Annotated in this window: 22 protein-coding genes; 15 read left to right on the top strand and 7 right to left on the bottom strand. The window is 68.7% G+C overall.

What is annotated here, in order from left to right:
- Positions 1-278: 278 nt before the first annotated feature.
- Both ACIQGV_RS19075 and ACIQGV_RS19070 read left to right on the top strand, forming a co-directional pair.
- Positions 279-1,133, top strand: a complete 855-nt coding sequence (locus ACIQGV_RS19075) for a hypothetical protein (protein ID WP_402496192.1) — start codon at positions 279-281, stop codon at positions 1,131-1,133.
- Between the two features lie 866 nt (positions 1,134-1,999).
- Positions 2,000-2,512: an NUDIX domain-containing protein gene (locus ACIQGV_RS19070; RefSeq protein ID WP_402496191.1), complete on the top strand. Its 513-nt coding sequence runs from the start codon at positions 2,000-2,002 to the stop codon at positions 2,510-2,512.
- Positions 2,513-2,893: 381 nt separating this feature from the next.
- Here the strand turns inward: ACIQGV_RS19070 and ACIQGV_RS19065 are convergent, their stop codons facing one another.
- The 3 genes from ACIQGV_RS19065 to ACIQGV_RS19055 form a co-directional block, all read right to left on the bottom strand.
- Positions 2,894-3,694: an alpha/beta fold hydrolase gene (locus ACIQGV_RS19065; RefSeq protein WP_402496190.1), complete on the bottom strand. Its 801-nt coding sequence runs from the start codon at positions 3,692-3,694 to the stop codon at positions 2,894-2,896.
- 576 nt (positions 3,695-4,270) lie between these two features.
- Complete coding sequence (locus ACIQGV_RS19060) at positions 4,271-4,804, bottom strand: hypothetical protein (RefSeq protein ID WP_402496189.1); 534 nt, start codon at positions 4,802-4,804, stop codon at positions 4,271-4,273.
- Positions 4,805-4,829: 25 nt separating this feature from the next.
- Complete coding sequence (locus tag ACIQGV_RS19055; RefSeq protein ID WP_402496188.1) at positions 4,830-5,054, bottom strand: hypothetical protein; 225 nt, start codon at positions 5,052-5,054, stop codon at positions 4,830-4,832.
- Positions 5,055-5,490: 436 nt separating this feature from the next.
- Between ACIQGV_RS19055 and ACIQGV_RS19050 the strand changes: the two genes are divergently transcribed.
- The gene (locus ACIQGV_RS19050) at positions 5,491-7,140 is read left to right on the top strand and encodes a hypothetical protein (protein WP_402496187.1); all 1,650 of its coding nucleotides are present in this window, start codon (positions 5,491-5,493) and stop codon (positions 7,138-7,140) included.
- A 620-nt stretch (positions 7,141-7,760) separates the two neighbouring features.
- Here ACIQGV_RS19050 and ACIQGV_RS19045 read toward each other — a convergent pair.
- Positions 7,761-8,585: a helix-turn-helix domain-containing protein gene (locus tag ACIQGV_RS19045; RefSeq protein WP_402496186.1), complete on the bottom strand. Its 825-nt coding sequence runs from the start codon at positions 8,583-8,585 to the stop codon at positions 7,761-7,763.
- Positions 8,586-8,748: 163 nt separating this feature from the next.
- On the opposite strand from ACIQGV_RS19045, the gene ACIQGV_RS19040 reads away from it, so the two are divergent.
- From ACIQGV_RS19040 to ACIQGV_RS19025, 4 genes are all read left to right on the top strand, one after another.
- The gene (locus tag ACIQGV_RS19040) at positions 8,749-9,789 is read left to right on the top strand and encodes an SDR family oxidoreductase (protein ID WP_402496185.1); all 1,041 of its coding nucleotides are present in this window, start codon (positions 8,749-8,751) and stop codon (positions 9,787-9,789) included.
- Positions 9,790-9,874: 85 nt separating this feature from the next.
- Positions 9,875-10,654 (top strand): SDR family NAD(P)-dependent oxidoreductase, encoded by a 780-nt coding sequence (locus tag ACIQGV_RS19035; protein WP_402496184.1) that lies wholly within the window; start codon positions 9,875-9,877, stop codon positions 10,652-10,654.
- Between the two features lie 36 nt (positions 10,655-10,690).
- Positions 10,691-11,029 carry a hypothetical protein gene (locus ACIQGV_RS19030; RefSeq protein WP_402496183.1) on the top strand — a complete coding sequence of 113 codons (339 nt, stop codon included), beginning with the start codon at positions 10,691-10,693 and terminating at the stop codon, positions 11,027-11,029.
- Between the two features lie 100 nt (positions 11,030-11,129).
- On the top strand, positions 11,130-11,867 hold the full coding sequence (locus tag ACIQGV_RS19025; RefSeq protein ID WP_402496182.1) for a hypothetical protein: 738 nt from the start codon (positions 11,130-11,132) through the stop codon (positions 11,865-11,867).
- 651 nt (positions 11,868-12,518) lie between these two features.
- Here the strand turns inward: ACIQGV_RS19025 and ACIQGV_RS19020 are convergent.
- The gene (locus ACIQGV_RS19020; protein ID WP_402496181.1) at positions 12,519-13,748 is read right to left on the bottom strand and encodes an MFS transporter; all 1,230 of its coding nucleotides are present in this window, start codon (positions 13,746-13,748) and stop codon (positions 12,519-12,521) included.
- Positions 13,749-14,461: 713 nt separating this feature from the next.
- Entirely contained in the window at positions 14,462-15,331 is an 870-nt protein-coding gene (locus tag ACIQGV_RS19015) for an AraC family transcriptional regulator (protein ID WP_402496180.1), read from the bottom strand.
- A gap of 57 nt (positions 15,332-15,388) precedes the next feature.
- On the opposite strand from ACIQGV_RS19015, the gene ACIQGV_RS19010 reads away from it, so the two are divergent.
- Positions 15,389-16,372 (top strand): DMT family transporter, encoded by a 984-nt coding sequence (locus ACIQGV_RS19010; RefSeq protein ID WP_402496179.1) that lies wholly within the window; start codon positions 15,389-15,391, stop codon positions 16,370-16,372.
- Between the two features lie 186 nt (positions 16,373-16,558).
- Here ACIQGV_RS19010 and ACIQGV_RS19005 read toward each other — a convergent pair whose 3' ends face one another.
- Positions 16,559-17,440, bottom strand: coding sequence for an NmrA family NAD(P)-binding protein (locus ACIQGV_RS19005; protein WP_402496388.1), 882 nt, complete (start codon positions 17,438-17,440; stop codon positions 16,559-16,561).
- A gap of 120 nt (positions 17,441-17,560) precedes the next feature.
- On the opposite strand from ACIQGV_RS19005, the gene ACIQGV_RS19000 reads away from it, so the two are divergent.
- From ACIQGV_RS19000 to ACIQGV_RS18970, 7 genes are all read left to right on the top strand, one after another.
- Positions 17,561-18,469, top strand: coding sequence for a LysR family transcriptional regulator (locus tag ACIQGV_RS19000; RefSeq protein ID WP_402496178.1), 909 nt, complete (start codon positions 17,561-17,563; stop codon positions 18,467-18,469).
- A 46-nt stretch (positions 18,470-18,515) separates the two neighbouring features.
- The gene (locus tag ACIQGV_RS18995) at positions 18,516-18,779 is read left to right on the top strand and encodes a hypothetical protein (RefSeq protein WP_402496177.1); all 264 of its coding nucleotides are present in this window, start codon (positions 18,516-18,518) and stop codon (positions 18,777-18,779) included.
- Positions 18,776-19,123: a hypothetical protein gene (locus tag ACIQGV_RS18990; protein WP_402496176.1), complete on the top strand. Its 348-nt coding sequence runs from the start codon at positions 18,776-18,778 to the stop codon at positions 19,121-19,123. The genes ACIQGV_RS18995 and ACIQGV_RS18990 overlap by 4 nt, the downstream gene beginning before the upstream one ends.
- A gap of 358 nt (positions 19,124-19,481) precedes the next feature.
- Positions 19,482-20,309, top strand: a complete 828-nt coding sequence (locus ACIQGV_RS18985) for a hypothetical protein (RefSeq protein WP_402496175.1) — start codon at positions 19,482-19,484, stop codon at positions 20,307-20,309.
- Positions 20,310-20,357: 48 nt separating this feature from the next.
- The gene (locus ACIQGV_RS18980; RefSeq protein ID WP_402496174.1) at positions 20,358-21,674 is read left to right on the top strand and encodes a hypothetical protein; all 1,317 of its coding nucleotides are present in this window, start codon (positions 20,358-20,360) and stop codon (positions 21,672-21,674) included.
- Positions 21,675-21,693: 19 nt separating this feature from the next.
- On the top strand, positions 21,694-22,095 hold the full coding sequence (locus tag ACIQGV_RS18975) for a hypothetical protein (RefSeq protein WP_402496173.1): 402 nt from the start codon (positions 21,694-21,696) through the stop codon (positions 22,093-22,095).
- Between the two features lie 26 nt (positions 22,096-22,121).
- Positions 22,122-22,304, top strand: coding sequence for a hypothetical protein (locus tag ACIQGV_RS18970; RefSeq protein WP_402496172.1), 183 nt, complete (start codon positions 22,122-22,124; stop codon positions 22,302-22,304).
- Positions 22,305-22,325: the final 21 nt, after the last annotated feature.

The raw sequence follows: 22,325 nt of genomic DNA, 5'->3' as shown, positions 1-22,325 counted from the left end.
GCGCGACCACCCCGGAGCCACCCGCCCCCGCGGCCGTCAGGAACATGATCGGCAGGCGCACCGGACACCCCGCCGAACAAGATCGCCGAACACGAGACCCCGGTTCGGCTCATCCTGAGACGATCAGTCGAGAATCCAGCCGACGAGGGTGCGGAGTGGAGTCGCTCCACTCGTGATCTACATTTGAGCCACTTCAAGCATGTGCAGGTCATCGAGGGGGAGGCATGGCCGAGGTTCGGCACATATGCCCGCATTGTGGGCACGGCGTAGGCCAGCTGATGCGCGTCAAGAACGAAGGCGTCTCGAATTGCGCGAACTGCCACAAGAGCGACTGGAGTCGCAGGTTCCCGCTCCCCGAGTCGGATCCTGACCGAGCGCAGCGGGAAGTTCAGGAAACACGTCGTGCGCAGATGGACGCGGTTCTCTCCAGGATGCTGCAGCCCGAGAAGGAGCCCGCTGAGGTCAAGCCCCTCGAACACGGCGCCCCAACCGCCGCGCAGCGTCTTGACCCGGGGGAGGCAGAGCTCGTCCGCGCTGTCCGTGAAGAGGCGTCCAGCGAGTCCCGTCGAGCTTTCTTCACGTCCTGGGGTACTCGATTGCCGTACGTTCCTCACTCCCGTCTCCGTGCCCGGCGCCTGATCACTGTGGCTGCTGTGGTCGCAGCAAGTGTCATCGCCATTGGCCTGGGACGAAGCGCAACCCAGACCACGGCCGAGACTGCGACCCACCCGGCTCCGGCGGTCACCGTCACGATGACGGCCATGGCCACGGCCACGGCGACCGAAACCGTCACCGCATCGCCTGCCGAGCAGGCGAAGGAACACCCCGTTGAGCCGGTAGAGCAGTCGGAACCGACGGAGCAGCCATCGCCGGTCCGGACGGAGACCGCTCCTCGAAGCACGTTCTCCGACTCGCCGGGTCGACATGACGGGAGCGACTACGACAACCTTTCACCGGAAGGGCAAGAGGCGCACGACACGCTGAACTGCGCCGATGTACCTGGCCATAAGAAGGGCAGCTGCAACGAACCCAATCGGAAGTGCAACCTGGACGGCGCTCAGGTGACCTCGTCCGGAGGGATCCGGCTGACTTGTCAGATGGCCGACGATGCACGGTTGCGTTGGCTTCCTTGATGCCGCATGGATCGACGGCGGATGGACCGGGCTCGGTGGGGCAGGCGCCATGCCGCGGTGAGCGTCATCATCAAGTTCTTCGTGGCACCGGGTCACGAAGCTGCGGCTGCGGTCGTGGATCGCGGCCCTGACGGAGTCTTCGAGGCGCTGGTGTACGGCAACTTCGATGCCGAAGAGGCGCTGATCGAGTGGGAGAGCATCTTCACCGGCCGGAGTTTCGGGGAACTCCTCGCCGCTTCCGACGCCCTTCAGAACGCACTTGCCGCTGAGCGCGTCGGGCTCGGCGAGGTGGGGGAGGTTGCCCTGGGAGAGGCTGGAGGAGAAGGAGTTGAGACTCGTGAACCCCGGCAGCGCCGCCGCCTGCATCCCGCCCGGCAGCTCCTCCCGGCCTGTATTTCACATGAAGAGAGGAGTGAGGGTTGGGGTCCGGTGCACGAACCCTTCCTTGCCGAGGACGGCCGGAAGCGGTTCATTCCTCCGGGATCAGGGAAACCCCGCGCCGTGTCCTCGACTACCTCCGTACACGCCGGCACCACGGGCGTGCCCTCTCACTCGACCGGGACGAGCAGCAGGACGAGTTCGTCGCGATCTTCTGTATTCGATCAGCCACGGCATGGAGCGTATGTGTCCGGCAGTCCGAAGGCGTGCGTTTTCCCAGGTCACCGAGACGCTGTAAGTCTTCGCCCTGCTTCAGCATGGCCGTGTGCACCGGGCGCCCATGAAGACGGGGAAGCGGCAGGTCATTGAGAATCGAGACAGGGGTGTGACCCTTCGTCCGGTGGGGTGAGGTCGGTCTGAGGGCGCTGACTGTGGGCCGGTCCGGTCATTCCGGGTGGTTGTCAGTGGGTTCTGCGATCGTGTGCGTCGTGGATGAACTCGTGGAACGCGTTGACGCTCAGGACCGTGTGCTGGGGGTGGTCGGTCGGCGGGACGCTGTTCGGGAGGGCTGGCTGCACCGGGTTGCCTCGGTGGTGTGCCGTGATGGGCAAGGCCGCTTTCTCGTCCATCGGCGTGCCGGGCAGCTGTACCGTTTCCCAGGGCACCACGAGCTCGGGGTCGGGGGCGCTGCAGGCGTCGGCGAGTCCTATGAGCAGGCAGCTGCCCGCGAGCTCGGTGAGGAGCTGGGAGTGCGGGCGACAGTGTGCCTTCGGTTCAAGTTCCTCAACCGGGTCGGGCTCAGCCCTCACTGGCTCGGGGTGTGCGATGCCGTGCTTCCGGAGATCGTCGCCCCCGATCCTGAAGAGGTGGCCTGGCACGGGTGGCTGACCGAGTCCGAGCTGCGGCGGGCTCTGCAGCAGTGGACCTTCACCCCTGACAGCCAGGCGGTTTTCGATCGGTATCTCGCCTGTCGGGGTGGCGGGAGTCGTCCAGGACGGTGATCCCGTCGGCGGCCGGCTGCCCGGACCGGGACAGCAGGCCGGTTCTGCGGCGCGGCCACTCCGAGTGACAGCCGGGTTCCTGCGAGCCGTACGCGAAGTCGCCCGAAAACGGTCCGTGGCCAAGGGAGTCGGGCCGACAGTTCGGGGCCGTGGAAGAGTTCCTGCTCCGGCTGAAGGAGTTGTTGTTCCCGTCGATCGCGGACGTGCGGTGCTGTCGATGGACGTGATCATCGAGAGAGTGCGCGTTGATGTGCAATGCATCGCGGACGGCGCCGTGTGCCCGGTCTGCGGTCGGTCTGGCCCTGGCGGACCGGGCCGGGGCCCGCATCGCCGTACGGGTCGGGGCGTCGGTGTGGCCGTGGCCGTGGCCGTGGGGGAGTTTCAGGAGAGGCTTTCGAGGAAGCCCGTGAGGGCGGTGTGCAGGATGTGAGGCTGTTCCAGGTGCAGGTCGTGGTTTGTGCCGGGGATGCTCATGGCGAGGGTGGCGGGCCGCTGCCTGAGCATCTGGTCGGTTTCCTGGGCCGGGATGAAACTGGTCTGTGCGAGGACGACCAGGGTGGGGCAGGTTATCTGCCTCCATTCCTGCAGGAAGGAACGCTGGGCGTTCTCTGCCAGTGAGCGGATCATCACGTCCTTGTCGAAGCGGGGCCACCATCCACCGTCGCGTTGCTCCAGCCCTGCTGCCCAGCCTTCGCCGACGACTCCGCCGCCGAGGAAGGCTGCTGCCGCCTCGCGTGAGGGAAACGGTGTCGGCCACGAGTCGAGCCATCTGCCGACGTCCACCGGGCCGTTCGGGTTCGGACCGCCTGGGCCGGCCTCGACGAGCACGAGCGCGCGGGCGAGCCCGGGGTGCGCGGCAGCGGTGAGCATGGCCGTGTGTCCGCCCAGCGACTGGCCGGCCAGGACGGGCCGCTGCAGCGCCAGCTGATCGACAACAGCGATGACATCGGCGACGTAGGCGGCGCGGGAGACGTCGTGCGGGTGGCGTTCGCTGGCGCCGTGTCCGCGCTGGTCGACCGCGACGACCCGGTGTTCGGAGCTCAACCTCCGTGCCAGCATGTCCCATTCACCTGCGTGACCGGCCAGGCCGTGCAGCAGCACGACGGGCTGTCCGGGCCCGCCCCAGTCCCGGCAGGCGAGCCGGACGCCGTCTCGCACCACCACGTGTTCGGACCATGCCATGTCGGCTCCTCGGACGGATCGGCTGGTCTTGATCATGCCGCAACCGGACCGGGTGCGCGACGAGTCGATGGTGATCGAAACGGGCGGACCTGCCTGCTCGTCACACCCGCACCGGGGAGCAGGCGGCCTGAAGGAAGCCCTCTGACCGGGCCGCGTGCCGGACACCGGCCACCACCATTCATCAAGGAAGTGGCGTCGAACGCACCGTTGATCATCCACTGGACGGCGTCCCGGGCGACAGGGTGGTGACATGCTCCCTGTCAGCGCTGCTGGGCGCAGGGAGTTCGCCTCTGCCAGGCCGCGGCGGGCGTTTCGGCCTTGACTGCCCGAGCGGTCAGTTCGCTGCCGAGGGGCGTGCCGCCGCGCGGGCAGAACGGGGGAAGACGCGGACCCGGTCGTCGGCCAGGGCGACGGTCTGGGATTCGTCGGGCCCGCCAGCAGTCGGCGCGGGCGGTGGCTTCGGGAAGGTGAACGAGTTCAAGGGCCTTCTCGGATCTGTGTCTGCAGTCGGCTTGTGATTGACGAGGAGGACGGTGCGACGGGTGACTCGGTGGCGGGCGGCACGGGGTCGGCGGCTCAATTGCGGATCAGGAAGTCTGCCGCTTCGCGTGTGCCGTGCTCGCGGTGGAACATCTGCTCCTGTGCCGCCCAGAGTGACCATGTCCGGGTCGTCGAGTGGCCGTCTCTGGATTCCACGCGCGTGCGGCGCTGCTGTGCGTCTGCCTCGACCCAGACCGCGGAGTGGAGGTACGGCGCGGACTGCAGACTGTATGAACCGACCCCCTCCACGATCAGTGGTCCGCCGGGCCTGATCGTGTGGGTCTCGGCGTATGCCCCCGCGTGCCAGTCGTATCTGCGCCAGACGGCCGGGCGGTGCTCCGCCAGTGGGCGCAGTATCCAGTCGACGAGGTACTGGGCACCTCGCTCCAGGCCCGTCCAGCCCGGGTAGATGTCGTCCATGTGGAACAAGCCGGCCCCGGACCGGGCTGCGACGCATGCGGCCAGTGTTGTCTTGCCGGCCCCGGACGAACCGTCGATGGCCAGGACGAATTCCGGCCGGCCGGTGAGGCATTGCACGGCGTCCGTGATCCGCACGGCGGCCTCGTGCATCTCGTGGGAGATGCACGAGCAGCCTCTAAAGCGCACGCTTGCCGACGGTTCTGCAGCACTCGACAAGATCCACCTCTTCACCGCGGCCGTCCGTGGCTCCCAACGTCCCACAGCGGCACAGTGCGTTCAAGACGATCCCGATCGGCGGCGCGGTGAACGCGCTGCCACGGGCTGCGAGACGAACGGTCGTACACATCACGGCTGCAATGATCAGCAGCAGGTTCTCTGCGTCCACGGTCTTGTCCTCCAAGCCTCTCACTGCCTCCCTTCGACCTCAATCTGCCGCCGTCCCACTCTTCGCACACGGCCTGGGACAGACTCGGACAGCCGGGACACCCGGTCCTGCCGCCTGAACATCTCGGGATGTTCAGGACGGCTCACGGATTCCGCTGCTCGGGCCGGTCCGCGGGAGGGGGCGCAGGCGCAACGGGAACACCGCATCCTCACCGCCGTGCTCCCGTGCTCCCGTGCTCCCGTGCTCCCGTGCTCCCGTGCTCCCGTGCTCCCGTGCTCCCGTGCTCCCGTGCCCCTTACTCCTGCGGGCGGCGGCCCGGAATCCCGGCGGTCGGGGTCGCCCGATTGGGATGTTCTGGAACGCGCTGACCGCGTAGCCCGATGCCTGTCCGGGGAAGACGTAGTGCGAAGAAGATGCAGCGCTGGAAAGGGGGTTGTGGTCGATGGGGGATATGCAGCGCACGAGAACGCTGATGTCGTTCATGGACGACCTCTGCGCCATGAAGCGCCTGGTGGGCCTCTCCTACGGGCGCATCGAGCAGTTGTCGGAGCGACAGGTCCGTGAGGGGAAGCGGCTCGGTCCTCCCGGCGCGGCGGGCATGGTGGTGCTTGCCCGCTCCACGATTCACCGCATGCTCAAGCGCGGCGACGTGTCTGTCGCCGACCGTCCCCGTGTCATGACCTTCGTCGCGGTCTGCCTGAAGACTGCCGGGGAGCTGGGCATCGTTCTGCCCGCCGACTGGCGGGACGCGGACCGGTGGGCGCGCAGGTGGTCGATGCTGGTGTCGGAGTCCCTGTCGAAGACTGCCCGCCCGGTCACGAAAGGCTGGGGTGACGAACAGGACGACGACGGCTCGGGAGAGGGCGACGCCCCCGGGCTGGCGCGGCTGGCCCCGGCGGAGCAGCTCTGGCCCGCCCGCACCCCGGAGATCGCTGAACTGGCAACGGCGATCCGGCACCTGGGACGCTCCGGCCGTCCGGAGGCGGCCGCCTCGCACGCCAACGAGCTCGTCCAGCGCTGTGCCCAGCGTCTCGGAGGCGACCACCTCGGCACGCTCGTCGCTCGGCAGACAGCGGCGTACTGGGCCGGGGAGGCGGGTTGGATGAGGGAGGCGGCGCGGCTGACCAAGGCTGTTTGTGAAGACTCCCGTCAGATGCTCGGCCCCCACTCGCCCTACACACGTCTGGCTGAGCGACGGCTCGTCTACTGGGTGGGTACCGCCGGCGACTGGAACGGCGCCCGGCACCATGCGAACAGGCTGCTCACCCGCTGGCAAGGCGATCCGGCCGTAGACGCGCTCGATCTCAGCCTGGCCCGGATCGACGCACTGTACGCGGACGCTCAAGTCAGGGGCTGGAACTCCGCGGTCCACTACCTCCGCCATGAGATCCCCGGTCTGTCCGAACTGCTGGGCCCGAACCACCCGATAGTGCTGTGGGTACGAGCCAGCGTCGTCGAGGGCCTGATCCGCTGCGGTGAGACGGCGGAGGCCACCGACTGCGCGGTCAATCTACTGGAGGACACCGAAGGGCGGTTCGGCACGGACCACCAGCGGGTGCTGTGGGCCCGGTCGGCGCTGATCTCCGTGCTGCGAGGGTCGAAGCGCCTGTCCGAAACGGTCGACGTCGCTCGCGTCAACGCTGCGGAAGCGGACCGCATCCTCGGGTACCTGCACCCCGAGGCAGTGAAGATCAAACTCACCTGTGCCGAGGCGCTGCACGACGAGGGCGCTGTCTGCGAGGCACGGGAGATCGGGCACGAACTCCTGGCGACAGCAAACGCATGCATGGGCTGGGACAGCCTCAGCATGCTGCGTATACGGCTCGCCCTGTTGAAGACCGGCGACACGGATGCCGGTGGCAGTTCTCCGGTCGTGGACGCAACTCCTGAGAGCCTGCATGCCGATGCCCGACGACTTCTGGGGCCTGACCATGAAGTCACGCTCAGAGTCCGTCTGTTGCACGTGTCCCGCAGCAGTGCGGGAGCTCGTGGACAGAGTTTCGCTGAACTGACCGAGGACTGCGTCCGGGTGCTCGGCCTCGGCCACCCACTCACCGCTGAGGTTCAGGCGGCGTCGGAAGCCGCATCCGACTCCCCCTGAACCCGCGGCCGTCTTCTCGGGCGGTGTGTGTCCGGCTTCGGACTCCGGGGCGGGCGGTGGTCCGGGAGCGGTCGGCGACGGTGTCGGGACGGGCGGCGGGTGGGGCTCTGTCCCGGTGGCCGGTGGGGCTGCGGGACAGCCGCGGCGGGGCGCTGCCGTCGCCGGGGGAGTGTGCCGGCGGGGCGCGGGCCGACGCGTACGGGGCCGTGGGCCGTGTGCCCGGTCGACGGAGCGCTGCTGTTTCTCCAGGGTGAAGAGCCGGCCCGAGTCGGCGGCCAGGGTGACGGCGCGGGCCTGGTCCGGTGCGTGGCGGGGAGCCGGGAGAGCCTGTCGGCACGCCCAGCAGCGCGGGGTGCGGGCGGGGCGGTGCGCCGGCGTGCGGCGTACCACCGGGCGGGGAGGGCCGTGCGCCGGTCCTCGTCGGCGGCGCGGGCGTGCTGCTCGCGGCGGGCGCCCGATGTGCGGTGGTCGGCGGCAGAGGCGCCGAAGACGTGTCGTCGTTCATCGAACGGCGCGCTGCCCGCTTCCCCGGTCGCTGCGGTCTCCCCGCACCGTACGTTTCAGGAGCACCGCTGCGGCCACCGGCCGCCGGGGGTGCCGCGCAGGCCCCCTTCGAGGGTTCATGCCTGCTGCCCGGCCAGCGATCGGAGCAGGGTCAGCTTGTCCGCGTCCTCGGTACCAGGAGCGGGGTGGAACGCGACGAGCATCATGCCGTCGGTTCCGGTGATGTGAAGCTTTTCCCGGCTGAGGGTGATGTCCCCGACCTGAGGGTGCTGGAAACACACGGTGGCACTGCCACGAGGCCGCACGTCGTGCCGGGCCCAGAGTTTCCGGAAGAGGGGACTGGCCAGGGAGAGCTCCCCGACGAGTTCGATGCAGCGCGGGTCGTCCGTGTCGGTGCCGACCGCCTCGCGGAAGCCGGCCAGGAGCGCTGCTGCGGCCCCTTTCCAGTCGGGGAAGAGGTCCTGTTCCGCGGGGTCGAGGAACACGTCCCGCAATCGGTTGTTGCCGGCCACGATCCGCGGGGAGAGCGCGGTGGCGAGCGGATTGGCGGCCAGGACGTCGAGATGGCGCCCCTCGACAAAGGCGGGGACCGGCAGCAGCGAGACGAAGCGGGCTGTGCCGGGCGGAACCGCCTCCCGGCGTCGGCGCCGGGTGCGGCGGGGGCGGTCGGCGGCCAGGCCGACGAGGTAGGACCTGGTGTCGTCGTCGAGTTTCAGGACGCGAGCGAGGGATTCCAGGACCTGCAGGGACGGACGGCGGTCCCGGCCGCGCTCCAGGCGCAGGTAGTAGTCGGCGCTGATGCCGGCCAGCATGGCCACCTCCTCGCGGCGCAGCCCCGGCACCCTGCGCACGCCCACGACCGGGATCCCGGCCTCCTCGGGTGTCACGAGCTCACGCCGCGCGCGCAGAAAGTTGCCCAGCAGGTTCTGCTCCTCGCTCATCCCTCCACGTTATGCCGTCCTCCGGCCGCGAAGGGGGGTCCTGTCACTCCCCAGGATCAGCGGGGACCTGGCTGAGCCCACCGGCGGGGGCGAAGGTCGGAGGCGTACCCGGTCCGCCTGTTGCAGGCGGGCGATTGAGTCCTCGTGAGTGAAAGCGGGCGTCATGCCGATCCGTGAAGAGCGTGTCCTTGTCACCGGAGGGTCCGGTTTCATCGCCGGACACTGCATCCTGCGGCTGCTCGAGGAGGGCTACCACGTGCGCACCACCGTGCGCTCCCTGCAGCGTGAACCGGCTGTGCGCGCGGCGCTGACCGACGCCGGAATGACACAGGGTGACCGTCTCGGCTTCGTCGTCGCCGACCTGACCGGCGATGCCGGCTGGTCCGACGCCGTGAGCGGATGCGACTACGTCCTGCACGTCGCTTCGCCTGTGCACACAGGGAAGGTCAAGAACGACAACGATGTGATCGGCCCCGCGCGGGAGGGCACCCTGCGCGTGCTGCGCGCGGCACGGGGCGCCGGCGTCAAGCGCGTGGTGATGACCTCGGCCTTCCACGCGGTCGGCTTCGGGCACGGACACGCCGACCGCGTGTTCACCGAGGACGACTGGTCGGTGCTCGACGGCCCCGGTGTGGACGCCTACGGCAAGAGCAAGATCCTCGCCGAGCGTGACGCCTGGGACTTCATGGCGGCGCAGGGCGACGGCATGGAACTCGTCACGCTGCTGCCGGTCGCGGTCATGGGCCCTGTACTGGGCACGCAGATATCCGGTGCGAACCACATCGTGCAGCGCAGCCTGAACGGCGAGATGCCGGGATACCCGAACATGTGGGTGCCCGTCGTCGATGTCCGTGATGTGGCCCAGGCCCATGTCACCGCCATGACGAGCCCCACGGCCGCGGGCCTGCGTGTTCTGCTCACCGGCGGGCCGGCCATGTCCATGCACGAGATCGGGGCGATCCTGACCGCGCATCTCGGACAGGCCGCCCACCGCGTGCCGACCCGGACCATTCCCGACCTGGTCGTACGGGTGGCGGCCGTCTTCTCGCCGCAGTTCCGGCCCGTCGCGGCAGACCTCAACCACATCAAGAAGATCTCGGACGACAGAGCACGCCGCGTGCTGAGCTGGCAGCCCCACTCACCGGACGAAGCCGTCCTCGCCTGTGCCCGCAGCATGCTCGCCAAGAACCTCGTCAAGAGCTGACGGCCGCCCCCGAACGGCGGGCCCGCCCGGCTGCCGCACTCCTGGCCCGGTCGCAGAGCCGGAAGACCCGAAGGGAAGAAATCCCATGAGCAAGCTCGCACTCGTCACCGGTGCGACGTCCGGTATCGGCAAGGCATTCGCCGAGCGGTTCGCCGCCGACGGCTACGACCTGATCATCGTCGGCCGCCGCCAGGACCGCCTCGCCGCGTTCGCCGCGGACCACCCCGAAGTCACCGTACGCACGGTCGCCGCCGACCTGTCCGGCGACGACGGCATCGACACCGTGGCCCGCCACTGCGCCGACGAACCGCTCGACATCCTCGTCAACAACGCGGGCGTCGCCCACTACATGCCGCTGGCCGACCTGCCCGCGGACAAGGCCCGTGAACTGGTCGGCGTCAAGGTCCTGGCACCGACCCAGCTGATGCGGGCAGCCGTCGGCGGCATGCAGCACCGGGGCAGGGGCACCGTCATCAACGTCGCCGGGATGATCGCGTTCTCCGGCCCCGCCGACAAGTCCCGGATGCCGCGCCGCGCCGTCTACACCGGCGCCCTCGCCTACCTGGTCGCCATGACCCAGACCCTGGCCGCCGAGGTCGAGGACTCCGGCGTCCGCGTCCATGTCGTGTGCCCCGGCGTGGTCGCCACCGAGTTCCACTCCGTCCAGGGCATGGACCTGAGCTCCGTGCCGCGTATGAGCGCCGCCGACGTCGTCACCGGCACCCTGCGCGGCCTGGAACTCGGCGAGAGCGTCATCGCCCCAGGCGTCGAGGACCACCGGCTCCTGGGGAACGTCTTCGCCGCCGGCCTGGCCGCCTTCGCCGGCCAGAGCACCGGCCTGGCCACCCGCTATCGCAGCAACTGACGCCTGCGCTGATGCGGCGGCCGACTTCGCGGCGAGGTGCCCGCGCCACTCCCGCAAGCGTTTCATCCCGTACCCGCCGAGGTTCTCGTCGACGCCGTACGGCGTCCCCGCTTCGGCGCCGATCTCCACGCCCGGAAGGCCGAGGGCCTCCCGGACGTCGCCGTCGAGTTCCAGTGCCTCGGCCAGGGCGGTGCGGACGGAACGGGTCTCGCGCCACCGATCACGGCCGAAGGCGCGGGACCCGGCGTGCAGGGTGCGCAGGAGGCCGACGTGCTTCGCGGCCAGGGCGAAGTTCATGCGGGACTTGAGGAGTTCGACCGCGTCGGGATCCAGGGGCGGAAGCGCACCTCCGCCGGCTCGGGAGGCGGCGAGTGATCCGAACGTTCGTAGACGTTCACGGGAATCGACGGCACTGTGGGTGACCGGGACTGATCGGGAGGGCGGCTGCTCACAGGCGGTGTGCTATGAACGGGCAATGATTCTGAAGATCGAACGGACCGACTCACGTACTTGGCAGGATGCGCATCTCAAGGAGCTTTTCAGCGAAGGCTTCCCGGAGTTCATCACTGCTGACCGGCTGGTGAAGGAGTACATAGGCAAGGTCGGTGAGTGGTTCGCCGATCTGAACCTTGTGCTGGTCGATGAGCACGATGTTCCGGTCGCCTCGGGCTGGGGTGTGCCGATTCGCTGGGACGGGCTGCCTGAGTCCCTCCCCACGGGATACACCCAGGCTCTTGTTCACGCCGTCGAGGGCCGTGAGCAAGGAACCGAACCCAACACTCTCGTGATCTGCGGAGCGATCGTCACCCCGTCGCTGAAGGGACGAGGACTGGCGGGAAAGACCCTTGAAGCACTCCGTCAGACGGCAGGACAAGCCGGATGGGACCAGGTCATAGCCCCGGTCCGCCCGACGACGAAGGCCCGGTATCCGTTGACACCGATCGAGAACTTCATGCGGTGGAGCCGTGAGGACGGCATGGCTCTCGACCCTTGGATCCGAACCCACCAGCGTCTTGGTGCCAAGATACTGTCGGCCGCTCCGGCTTCGCAGACCATGACCGGCACGGTTACCGAGTGGCAACGCTGGACCGGAATGGCCTTCCCCGAGTCGGGTGACTACGTGATCCCTGATGGACTCAGCCTCCTGCGGATCAACCGCTCGGCCGACGAGGGCGTGTATCAGGAGCCCAACGTCTGGATGCAGCACAGCTGAACCGGGCCACGCTCGGGCCAGGCTGAGCCGAGTGTCTTACGGACCGTCCGCCACGTCACACCGTGCTTGCGCCAACCCATCGACACCACCCGTCCGTGGAACGAAGCGACTCCCGAACCCGTCTGAAGACGACGTCACTACTGCGGTTCTGGCTCAACCTCGTGGTCCAGGGCTACGAGAGGTGGCTGGAGACCGGGCGGGCGCCGAGGCACTCGCCCGACAAGCCGCGGACAACGGCAGCGGCAGCGGGCTGTACAGCCTCGCCATGATGCGGGAGTGGGCTGGTGACCAAGAAGGTGCCCGAAACTTGGCGAGGCAGGTGGCTGATGCCGACTGGTCCTTCTCATTCGGCCTCAGCAAGTCCGACCGACGGGTCCTCGGAGAGAGGACCGTCAAGCCCGAACACCGGTGGCCGCACAGACTGCATTCTGACGGCACGTCAACTCCGGCCTGACGATGAGGATTTAGACAGCAGACGCCTGCCGTCGCGCTGATCGCGACGGGCTGACACCAGCTCTCACCAGGGACTTGAGACGGCAGCTCAGGCCGAGACCACGGCACGCTCCGACGCGCCGCCGCAGGCGCAGTCCTTCGGGGCCCTCTGATCGTCTCCGCATGCCTCTTGGCCGACGGGCTTCTCGATCCCGGTGGTCACCGTGCCCCTCGGAAGAGCACCGGGAGCCACAGGAGACATGCCAGCAGGGGGAGCGCGGCGTAGGTGGCCATGCCCGCACCGGCGCCCAACCCGTCCATGAGCGCGCCGAGGACGAGATAGCCGATGCCGATGAGGGCCGACTCCACGAATGCGATCATCGACAGCAGGCTCGCCCGGTGGCGCGACGGCACTGCCTCGTTGAACACGTTGTCCACGATCACGGCGGTGATCTCAGGAATTCTGCCCAGGACCAGGAACGCGGCGATGGTGACCCAGACAAGGCCGAGGCCGCTCAGGCCGAGCGCCACGGCGAGCGTCAGGAGAGACACCGGGACGACGCCCCGATACCCGATGCGCCGGTTCGCGCGGTCCGACAGCAGGGGAGTGAGTCCGCCGACGAAGAATCCCGCCGATATGACCACGCTGACCGATGCGGTGCCCGCTCCCTGGTCGGAGAGGGTCTTCTGCGTAAAAATGATGTACGGCGTCAGAGTCGCATGCATCAACCCGGACACCACGACAAGTGTCACGAGCGCTGGTGTGGCGACCCGAAGCACCGCCCGCCATGCTGTGGCGTCGCCGTGCTCCTCCTCGGCTCCGTCCTGCTCGTCCACCGCGTCCGCGCCGCGGATCTCGGGCACCCGTGACATCAGCACCACCACGGCCAGGACGAGGCACGCCGCCGAACCGGCGTAGACGACCCCCCAGGAAAACTGCTGCAGTTGGCCGCCGAGGACGATGGCGGTTCCCGAGGTGACCGTCCCGAGCATGGTGAACCGGGACCTGATCTTGACGTAGCCGGCCGTTGCACCACGGCGCACGAGCAGGTCGTACAGCAGGGCGGTGTCCGAACCGGACACACATGCCATGCCCACGCCCTGGCCGATGAACAGCGTCAGGAACACCCAGTAGTGGGAGGACGTCACCTGGCCGAGCAGGCATCCAGCTGTCAGCACCTGGCCGATCACGATGCTCGCACGCCTGCCGATTCGGTCGGCGATGACTCCCGTAGGTAACTCCGCAAGTCCGCTGACCAGGTAGAGCAGCGTCTGAAGGAGAGCCACTTGCCCGGCGGAGAAGCCTCGCTGCTGCAGGAAGAGGACGAATACGCCACGCTGGAAAAGAGAGTTGGCGAGCACGGCGTATACGTAGAACGGGCGCGTGACGCTTCGTGCCGCATCGTCGACTGCAGCCGACCCGCCAAGGGTCTCCATGGTGCCGGTCATGCTGCGGGCTCCTCCTGGTGACTTCGGTGATCATCGGTGCTGGGTCCCGCCGTCGACCGGAACCTCCAGCCCGTACCTCGCGCAGGACATCGGGCCGGCCCTCCGGGAGCCGTCGCCGGCGCCGCGGCCGTCCTCGGTGGAGGTGCCGAGTGCCGGAACCGGTGGCGTGCATCTCCTGGAAACGGTTGCGCACATCTCGGAGCCGGTGTGGGCGCGAGGTCAGGAAATCCCGGATCTCATCACCTGGTTCCCGCGGGGCGACGGCGTCCTGTGAGGGTACCGGAGCCCGATCGGCTCGCACACGAGTTCTGTGACCGCCTGGAATCAGGATCTCCGCCGTCCTGCATCGCCCTCACCCGGTGGTGGCGAGCCTGGACGGACACGGACACGGACACGGACACGGACACGGACCCGCCCTCCGGACTCCGGTCCCTGGTGTCCGGGTGGTCCTGCCTACCGGCATTCGGCAGGACCACCCTCACATCACCTTCGTCGCCACCTCCCAGACGATCACCGCAACCTGGAACAGCACCACCGCCACGAACACCAGCAGGCGCCGCAGCCTCTGTCGCGTGGCGTCGTTCCCCCGGGCCGAGCCATCGCGCCGTCCGGGCGCTCGGCCGTCCTTCGCCGTTCAGGGCGGAGGCCACGGTGACCCGCCCCAGGGTGCAGTGCGGGTCACACTGCAGGCGGGCCGTTCGGCGCGGTCGTCATCAGCGCAGCACAGCGCGGCTGAAGGTTCCCGGCGTGATGCCGTAGGCGCGCTTGAACCAGCGGTTGAAGTGAGCCTGATCGGAGAAACCGGCGGCCGCCGCCGCGTCTGCCGGGGGCATACCGCCGGTGAGCAGGCCGCGCGCGTGCCGCAGTCGCAGGAGACGCTGATAGGCACTGGGCGGCATGCCGTACTGGTCCCGGAAAGCGCGGTACAGTGCGAACCGGCTGCACCCCGCTGCCTCGGCCAGGTCGTTCGCCGCGAGTGGCTCGAGGAACGCCGCGTCGAGCAGGGTGCGAGCGCGGTGAGCGGCCCGAAACTGTGCCCGGCCCGCCAGGGTCCGCAGGCGCGGGGCCCGCGTGGCACCGTGTTCCGCCATGGCGAGGACGGCCGCGGTCAGAAGCTCCTCCCGGACCAGCCGGCTCGCGCTGTCGGCCAAGGCGCCGTGCAGCCTCGACAGCGCGCCGGTCATGACCGGACCGCTCAGCACGGGCTGTACGAACAGGGGCATGGCACCGGCGGGTCGGTCGGCTGCGTCGGCGAGTATCCCGCACACCACCGACGGCCCTATGTGCACGATGCGGTACCGGTATCCCATCTCGGCTGCCGCACGGCCGTCATGCACCTCGTCGGGATTGAAGGCCATGACCATTCCCGCCCCACTGGTGTGGTCCGCTCCGCGACAGCGGAACGACTGGGCCCCCGCATCCGTGATGCCGAAGGAATAGGTGTCGTGACTGTGCGGGGTGTAGACGTGCGCGTAGAAGTGCGCGTGCATGGCCTCCACCGGACGAGAGCCGTCACGCCAGTACCGGGCCCAACCGTTCGCTGCACCGGCCTTCGTGCCGTTCTCCGACTCCACGAATCCCATGATGCCTGCGCACCAGCGTTCAAGTCAGCCCGATGGCCGTCCTGTTGGATCAAGGGCATGCGAGCGAAGGCCGGGTTGAGCAACCCCTATCTGCAACTTCTGGTGACCATGGTGCTGTGGGGCAGCGCCTTCTCCAGTTCCAAATCAGTCGTCCGGTACGTGCCGCCCGAAGTGGCAGCGGTCCTGCGTTTCGGCGGTGCGGCCCTGGCGCTGCTCGTCGCCGTCCGGTTGTTCGGCGACCGTGGCGCACGCGTGTCGGCCCGTGGCGGACGGCGGGCCGCGGCGGCTGGCGTGCTGGGTGTCTTCGCCTACAACGGCTTCTTCTTCTGGGGCCTGTCACAGGCTCCCTCCCTCGACGCCGGCATCCTGATCCCTGTCATGAGCCCCATATTGACCAGCGCCTTCCTGCTGCTCACCGGCAAGGAGCGGGCCGGTGCCGCCCGGACGACCGGCCTCGCTCTCGGTCTGGTCGGCGCCCTCGTCTTCTTCGCCGGAGCCGGCAGCGGCGCGGAGGCAGGCTCATCCAGGCTGTGGGGTGACGGGCTGTTCCTGCTCAGTGCCGTCTGCTGGGCCGGCTACACACTTCTGGGATCTCGTGTCCTCGCCGGTGCCGACCCGCTGCGTGCCACGACCTACGCCACCTGCACGGGCGCGGTGCTTCTGGCCGTACTCGCCGCTCCGGACATGACGAAAGTCCATTGGAGCGCGTTGCCGGCCGGCGTCTGGCTGAACACCGTGTACCTTGCCGTCGGCGCGGCAGCCCTCGCCAACCTGCTCTACTACCGTGGGGTCGGTGCGGTGGGCCCGGCCAACGCCTCTCTGATGATGTTCACCGTCCCCGTGGTCAACACCGCGTGCTCCACTCTCCTCCTGGGCGAGTCCTTCGGCCGGCTGCAGGCGACGGGCGCAGTGGTTCTGCTCTGCGGAGCGGCTCTCGCCGTCACCCAGGGCAGGCTCCCGACGCGCAGCACGGCCCCCGCGACCCCTGCCGAACGGCCGCAGGCCGATACCGAGATGCCCCGTCACGGGAATACCGCATGAAACCCTCGCCGTCGCAGACGGTTGTCCGGCCCGGCGCGTGAACGACCCTGGCTCTGTTCACGAGACGTGGCAGCAGTTGTTCACCGCTTCGGGCGGTGCCCGGCCCGTGGCTGTTCGACCGGGGGACGATGGCCGAAAGAGCCATGGCGCGGCAGTTCGAGCAGTGCGCCGAAGACCGATGAGGCGTCAGGCACGCACGGCCGGGCCGAGGATGTCCTGGCACCACCGGCGGAACCCGGTGGCAGCGGTGGAGCCTGCGTCTCGGGTTTCGGCGTCGTAGATCCCGTCGTTCTGCGCCTGGACCATGTCGGCCATGTCCTGTGCCAGCGCCGGGCTCGCGCCGCGCTGCACCATCGTGGCCCGGAAGCCGGCGAGCGGGACCTGGTGATAGCGCACGGTGTGACCCAGGGTCTGGGAGATGACGTCGGCCATGGCGTCGGGGGTCAGATTGTCGGGGCTGACCAGGGGGACGCGCGTCCGGCCGCTCCAGGAGGTGTCGAGAAGGAGGGCTGCGGCGGCATCGGCGACGTCTTGGGTGGCGACGGTCGGCAGGGGCCGGTCGGCAGCGTTCGCCATGGTGATCGTTCCGCGCTCCTTGATTCCCTGGGCCTGGCGGAGCAGGTTCTCCATGAAGAACGGCAGGGCCAGGGCCCTGTAGGGAACGCCGCCGGCTTCGATCATCTCGTCCATGGCCAGCGCGGCCGACAGGAGCCCGGCCCTGTCCGGGTATCCGCGTCCCAGGGAGGTGACGCCCACCATGCGCACGTCCCGCTTCGCGGCCTCTTGGACGGCGTGCCGGGTGAAGTCCAGGTAGTAGTGCCTGGCGTCTCCGGCATCGCGGAGATCGGCCGGCGGCACGAGCCAGAACATTTGGTCGGCGCCCTCGAGCGCCTTGGCGATCGTGCCGGCGTCGCCGTGAGAACCCTGCACGATCTCGGCGCTCGCACGCACGTGCTCCGGCAGGCGGGAGGGATCGCGGACGATCGCACGGACTGCCTCCCCGGCGTCCAGGAGCCTGTCCATGACCTGTCGGCCGATGTCGCCGGTGGGTGTGGTGATGACGATCATGCTGTACCTCCGTGAAAGACGATCCGGCGGCGACAGCCGCGGATGTTGCCGCCTCGAGTACAACCCGGCAGGACGGTGGATGTGAAAGACCAGATCGATCAGCATTGATACCTTGGAGGTATGAGTGATCCGGAGGTTCGGCAGCTGCGGTATTTCGTCGCCGTCGCGGAGGAACTGCACTTCGGGCGCGCCGCTGAGCGGCTGGGGATGGCGCAGCCTCCGTTGTCCCGCGCGATCCGGGACCTGGAGCGGCAGCTCGATGTCACTCTGTTCCGGCGCACCACACGGCAGGTGGAGCTCACCGCGGCCGGCGAGGTCCTGCTGCGCGATGCCCGCAGGGCGCTGGAGGCGGTCAGCGCTGCCGCCCACCGAGTCCGGGAGGCAGGCCGTTCGTCGCCGCGACTGCGAATCGCCCTCAAAGCCGACATCGACGGCGGTCTGCTGCCGCAGATCCTGGACGCCTACAACGCCGACGACGCCTCGCTGCCGTCGGAACTGGTCCTCGGAGGCTTCGGCGAGCAGCCGCAGGCTCTGCGTGACGGCCGCGCCGACGTGGGACTCGTCCTGTCACCGTTCGACGACCGTGGCCTGGACAGCGAGCTGCTGCTGAGCGAACCGCTCCTGGTCGCCGTGGCCGCCGCCGACCCGCTGGCCGCCCGGACCGCGCTCTGTCTTGACGACCTGACCGGCCGCACGGTCCCAGGAGGCGCGCCGGCACATCACGGGCGCTCCGTCGAGCAGCGGCCTCGACCCGGCGCGGCACGACCGGCGTCGAACCTGTCGGAGATCTTCAGCCTCGTCGAGACCGGCAGCCTCGTCTTCTTCGCGCCCATGTCCGTGGCCCGGCGCCACCCGCGTCCCGGCATCGCCTACCGCCCGGTCGGCGACCTGCCTGACGTCACCCTGTCCGTCGCCTGGCCCCAGGACGCCCGCTCCCCGGCCGTCGCCGCCTTCGTGCGCGCAGCCTGCACGGTCGCAGCCGTCCAGCACGTACAAGCGGAAACGCTCATACAGAACACACAACCCTGACCCGCGCCCGACGAAGGAAGCCACCCCGCTGGACGTCCCGGAGCGGATGCTGCGACGCGGCATCCGCGCGGCCCGGCTCCTTGCGGAGCTTCCTGCCGCCGCCGTCCTCGGCATCGGGCCGGGCGAGTCCCGCACCTACCCGTCCGTCGACCTCCTCGCCGCCGCCGTACGGGACGGGCTGCCACCGGCGGACACCTACGGCCTGCCCGTGCGACGCCGGTTCTCGGCGACCGGCTCCGGCCGGCTCGCCGTCGGCGGCACGACGCTGTTCACCGTTCCCGCCACGTACGCCGTCTGCGTGCTCTCGTGACGGGCGCCGACCACCGGCAGCGCAGCCGGGCTCGACCCGGCCGTCTGAAGGGCAGTCCGATCCGGGAGGCGACCTGCTGGGAGGAGGCCGCCGAGGTCGGCCGGCTGCCGTTCGCGATCATCGGCGTGCCGTGGCACCAGAGCGAGCACCTCCCCGATGTGCTCTCCGTGGCACACGAAGCCGGTCATCACCTCCAGGAGGACCGCGAGTTGGCCGACGTCCTGAAGGCCCGGCTGCACACGAGCGGGCTGTCCGCCGACCGGCGGACGGTCCGGGAAGGGCGGGGCTTCTTCCTCCTCGTGCTCTCCATGACGGACATCGTCCTTCCGAGGCCGAAACCCTGATTCCTGGTGTCCGTCAGGGCGAAGCAGGGCCGGACCGCCGAACGTGTTCGATCGAGTGCACGGAGTGATGACGCTCGTGTTCTGCGGCTGAACGTGGGACCGGAAGTACGACCGAGGGCCTTTGGGCAACCGCGCCCTGAGGCGTCGTCAACCAGATCCGAGATGCGGTCGCCCCCCTGGTGACCTACGCTTCAAGGGACGGCGGTCATATGCCCCCAGCGTCCCTGATCATTCCGATCAGGAGAGTGCGGGTGACGCCGCGCGCGACGACGCCGTGTCGGACGACCGGCCGGGAAGCGTCCCCCTTCACGAGTTCTCCGCTCGCCATGCGGTCTGATCGACACGTCGGAAGCAAGACATGAATGGATTCGCCGACAGGCTCATGATCCGGTATCAGGATCCGGTCAAAGTCGACGAGCTTCTCGTGCCTCCCGGCGACACGGCCATGACCCGGGTCAGACGTCTGATGGCCGCAGTCTACGAACCGGGTGTTCTGGAGATCCGGTCGACCGGACAACCTGTGGTGACAGAACGTCACTTCCAGGTGCCCATCGCGGTGCCGCTCACCGTCCGGGGCAGTTGGGAGAAGGTGCTGCCGGCACCCGAACGGACCCGGACCGATCTGGAGATCCCCTCGACGGCGCCTGTCCACTGGATCGACCTGGCTCTCGACCTGTTCGTGCCCACGCAGGTGGCGCCGACATCCGGCGCACTCGAAGCGATCGGCTCCGAGATGGTCACGCGGCTCACCGAGGACGAGTTCGTCACGGAGTTCGGCCGGCCCGGCCTCGACGAACTGCTCCGCCTGACCGGCGCTGCCGACTTCCGGGAACTCCAGGCCGACTCGGCGAACCTGTACCACCTGCACTACGCCGAGCCTTCACCGTTCGATCCGGCCGCCCCTGCCCGGCGCTTTCGGCTGAGCGTCTCGGTGCTCTTCTTCGCGGACTTCGACCTGGCTGCCGCACTGCGCCGCCTGGTCGGCGCAAGACACGCGCTGGAGCAGGCCAGCGTGCGGCCCGACGCGTACGACGGCGGCGAACTGCTTGCCGCCAGTGCCTGGCTCGCGGTGTTTCCCGCAGCGCCCGGGACTTCGGACCCGGCTTCGGCGACCGAGGAGCAGATGTCCGGCGTGCTGGCAGCCGAGGGCTTCGTGGCCGCGTTCGAGGACCTGGCCATCCCGTGAGGCCGGAGAGCGCCGACAGGAATCCACATCTCAGGTAAGGAGCGGTCGATGCCAGTCAAATACATCACCGTTGAACCGAGGAGCGATCTGTTCGCGCCCGCCACGAGGGCCTTCGGTGACATTGCCGTCGTGGGCAAGGGTGGCATCGGCACCGACAAGTCGCCCGCCAAGGACTTCTCGTCCCCCGACGAGGCGGCCAAGGCGTACCCGGGCGGTTCCACCAAGCTGGCGGTGAAGGCCGAAGCGGGCAAGAACACGATCGTCGTCCCCCTCGCCGTGTCGGCTGTGCCTCCGGGCACCGAGCTGCGCATCGGGACGGAGGCGGACGGGGAGGAACGCACGGTCACCAAGGCCGCCGCCGCGGCGGCACCCCCCAACACCTCCGAACTGACCCTCAACCAGGCGCTGAAGAGAGGGCACGAAGCCGACGCGCCGGTACGCCAGCGCGGCACCGACCTGGAACAGGCCATCGGTATCGCGTTCCGGCAGTCGCCGCCTCCGACCAAAGTGTGGGGCGTCCAGGTGGACTTCGACACTCCGCAATGGGCGGAGGCGCTGCGGGACGAGGTGGCGAAACTCGACGTCCAGATCGTGACGCTCGCCAACACTCCTCTCAACGAGGCCAACAGACCGGCGGTCGAGGACCTGGCGAAGCACGTCGCCGGGCCCCAGGGAGACGGCAAGGAACGAATCGGAGTGGCGATGCTGGACCGCACACTCACCGCGGAAGCGGCGGTTCGCCTGAACCAAGCGCCCGTGAAGAACGAGCGGATGTTCCTGGTGGCCCACAAGTCCGACGACGACGTCGCGGCGGCCGCCGCCGGGGTCATCGCCGGGCAACGGCCGCACATCTCGATGCTGCTCAAGCCGATCGGCATCTCGATGCCCGACACGTTCTCCGAATCCGACATCGACAAGTTCATGGAAGGCCAGATCAACTGGATCACCAGGCCGGTGCTGATCCCGGGCGGCGCGCTGTACCTGGGGGAGGGGCTCACCGCGGACAGGAGCGGCAACAAGGCATACATCGACACGGTCCGCACGCTGGACGATGTCAACTTCCGGATCAAGGCGTCCCTGATCCAGGGCATCGGGAACCTGAGGGTCAGCCGGGTCGGGCTGCGCTCCGTCCAGACGCTGGTGGAATCGGTCCTGTCCCCCCTGGTGCTCCAGGAGGTCATCGAGGACTTCAACGTGGTCATTCCACTGCTCAGCCTCTTCGACAGGGACGAGTCGATGCTGACTCCCGCGGAGCGGCAACAGATCAAGGACGCCCGCAGCAGCCGGGCCGTGCCCATGAGCGTGGTCGTCGTCTACGCCGGCGCCATCCACCGGCTCACCATAGGTCTCGTCTTCACCGGGTGAACAAGGGAGCTGACAGATCATGCCCGGAGCCAAGTGGGACACCCGACTGGCGGTGACGCGCGACGGGGAGCCGGTCACGCCCATCGACTCGTTCAACCCCACCTTCAACGTCCCGGTCCAGCCGCTGCACTCGCTCGAAGCGGACAACGTCGCCTACGTGGTCCAGCCGAAGTCCTTCACCTTCACGATGGCCGTCAAGGCGATCGGGCCACCGGTGGCGACCCTCACCGAGATGGCTCTGAAGCACACCCAGTTCGCCATCAGCGTCCAGCAGCAGTCCGGCGACGACTGGTCGTTCCAGTCCATCGCCTTCACCGACTGCTACATCACGTCGGCGGCCAGCACGGTGGTCGTCGACGGGGTCCCGACCACCACGTTCAACTGCATCTGCCTGCAGACCACCGCCAGTCGCAACACGTAGTACGCGGTGACGGCGCGGAGGGCGTCATGTCGATCCCCGACGAGGAACACGTAACACCGCCCCAGGAACAGGACGCCCTGGAGGCTGCGGCGTCTCAGGTCGACTACTACTTCCCGGTCGAGGTGGTCGTGGTCGGAGGCGGTGCGACGGAGATGAAGGAGGACATCCTCCAGGACGTCTGGAACGCGCTCTACCGCGCGTTGGGCTGAGCGGTACCCGGAATCCGAGGA

This window comes from Streptomyces sp. NPDC093094, assembly GCF_044754345.1.
In the GTDB taxonomy this organism is placed as follows: Bacteria; Actinomycetota; Actinomycetes; order Streptomycetales; family Streptomycetaceae; genus Streptomyces.
This window is presented reverse-complemented; position numbering and strand designations above follow the sequence as displayed.

Excerpts from the sequence above, each read along its gene's own strand:
- ACIQGV_RS18985 (WP_402496175.1), top strand. The coding sequence starts at position 19,482 with ATGAATGGATTCGCCGACAGGCTCATGATCCGGTATCAGGATCCGGTC.
- ACIQGV_RS19020 (WP_402496181.1), bottom strand. The coding sequence starts at position 13,748 with ATGACCGGCACCATGGAGACCCTTGGCGGGTCGGCTGCAGTCGACGAT.
- ACIQGV_RS19075 (WP_402496192.1), top strand. The coding sequence starts at position 279 with ATGCGCGTCAAGAACGAAGGCGTCTCGAATTGCGCGAACTGCCACAAG.
- ACIQGV_RS18975 (WP_402496173.1), top strand. The coding sequence starts at position 21,694 with ATGCCCGGAGCCAAGTGGGACACCCGACTGGCGGTGACGCGCGACGGG.
- ACIQGV_RS18970 (WP_402496172.1), top strand. The coding sequence starts at position 22,122 with ATGTCGATCCCCGACGAGGAACACGTAACACCGCCCCAGGAACAGGAC.
- ACIQGV_RS19035 (WP_402496184.1), top strand. The coding sequence starts at position 9,875 with ATGAGCAAGCTCGCACTCGTCACCGGTGCGACGTCCGGTATCGGCAAG.
- ACIQGV_RS19045 (WP_402496186.1), bottom strand. The coding sequence starts at position 8,585 with ATGAGCGAGGAGCAGAACCTGCTGGGCAACTTTCTGCGCGCGCGGCGT.
- ACIQGV_RS19015 (WP_402496180.1), bottom strand. The coding sequence starts at position 15,331 with ATGGGATTCGTGGAGTCGGAGAACGGCACGAAGGCCGGTGCAGCGAAC.
- ACIQGV_RS19050 (WP_402496187.1), top strand. The coding sequence starts at position 5,491 with ATGCAGCGCACGAGAACGCTGATGTCGTTCATGGACGACCTCTGCGCC.
- ACIQGV_RS18980 (WP_402496174.1), top strand. The coding sequence starts at position 20,358 with ATGCCAGTCAAATACATCACCGTTGAACCGAGGAGCGATCTGTTCGCG.
- ACIQGV_RS19065 (WP_402496190.1), bottom strand. The coding sequence starts at position 3,694 with ATGGCATGGTCCGAACACGTGGTGGTGCGAGACGGCGTCCGGCTCGCC.
- ACIQGV_RS19060 (WP_402496189.1), bottom strand. The coding sequence starts at position 4,804 with ATGCACGAGGCCGCCGTGCGGATCACGGACGCCGTGCAATGCCTCACC.
- ACIQGV_RS19010 (WP_402496179.1), top strand. The coding sequence starts at position 15,389 with ATGCGAGCGAAGGCCGGGTTGAGCAACCCCTATCTGCAACTTCTGGTG.
- ACIQGV_RS18995 (WP_402496177.1), top strand. The coding sequence starts at position 18,516 with ATGCTGCGACGCGGCATCCGCGCGGCCCGGCTCCTTGCGGAGCTTCCT.
- ACIQGV_RS19025 (WP_402496182.1), top strand. The coding sequence starts at position 11,130 with ATGATTCTGAAGATCGAACGGACCGACTCACGTACTTGGCAGGATGCG.
- ACIQGV_RS19000 (WP_402496178.1), top strand. The coding sequence starts at position 17,561 with ATGAGTGATCCGGAGGTTCGGCAGCTGCGGTATTTCGTCGCCGTCGCG.
- ACIQGV_RS19040 (WP_402496185.1), top strand. The coding sequence starts at position 8,749 with ATGCCGATCCGTGAAGAGCGTGTCCTTGTCACCGGAGGGTCCGGTTTC.
- ACIQGV_RS19005 (WP_402496388.1), bottom strand. The coding sequence starts at position 17,440 with ATGATCGTCATCACCACACCCACCGGCGACATCGGCCGACAGGTCATG.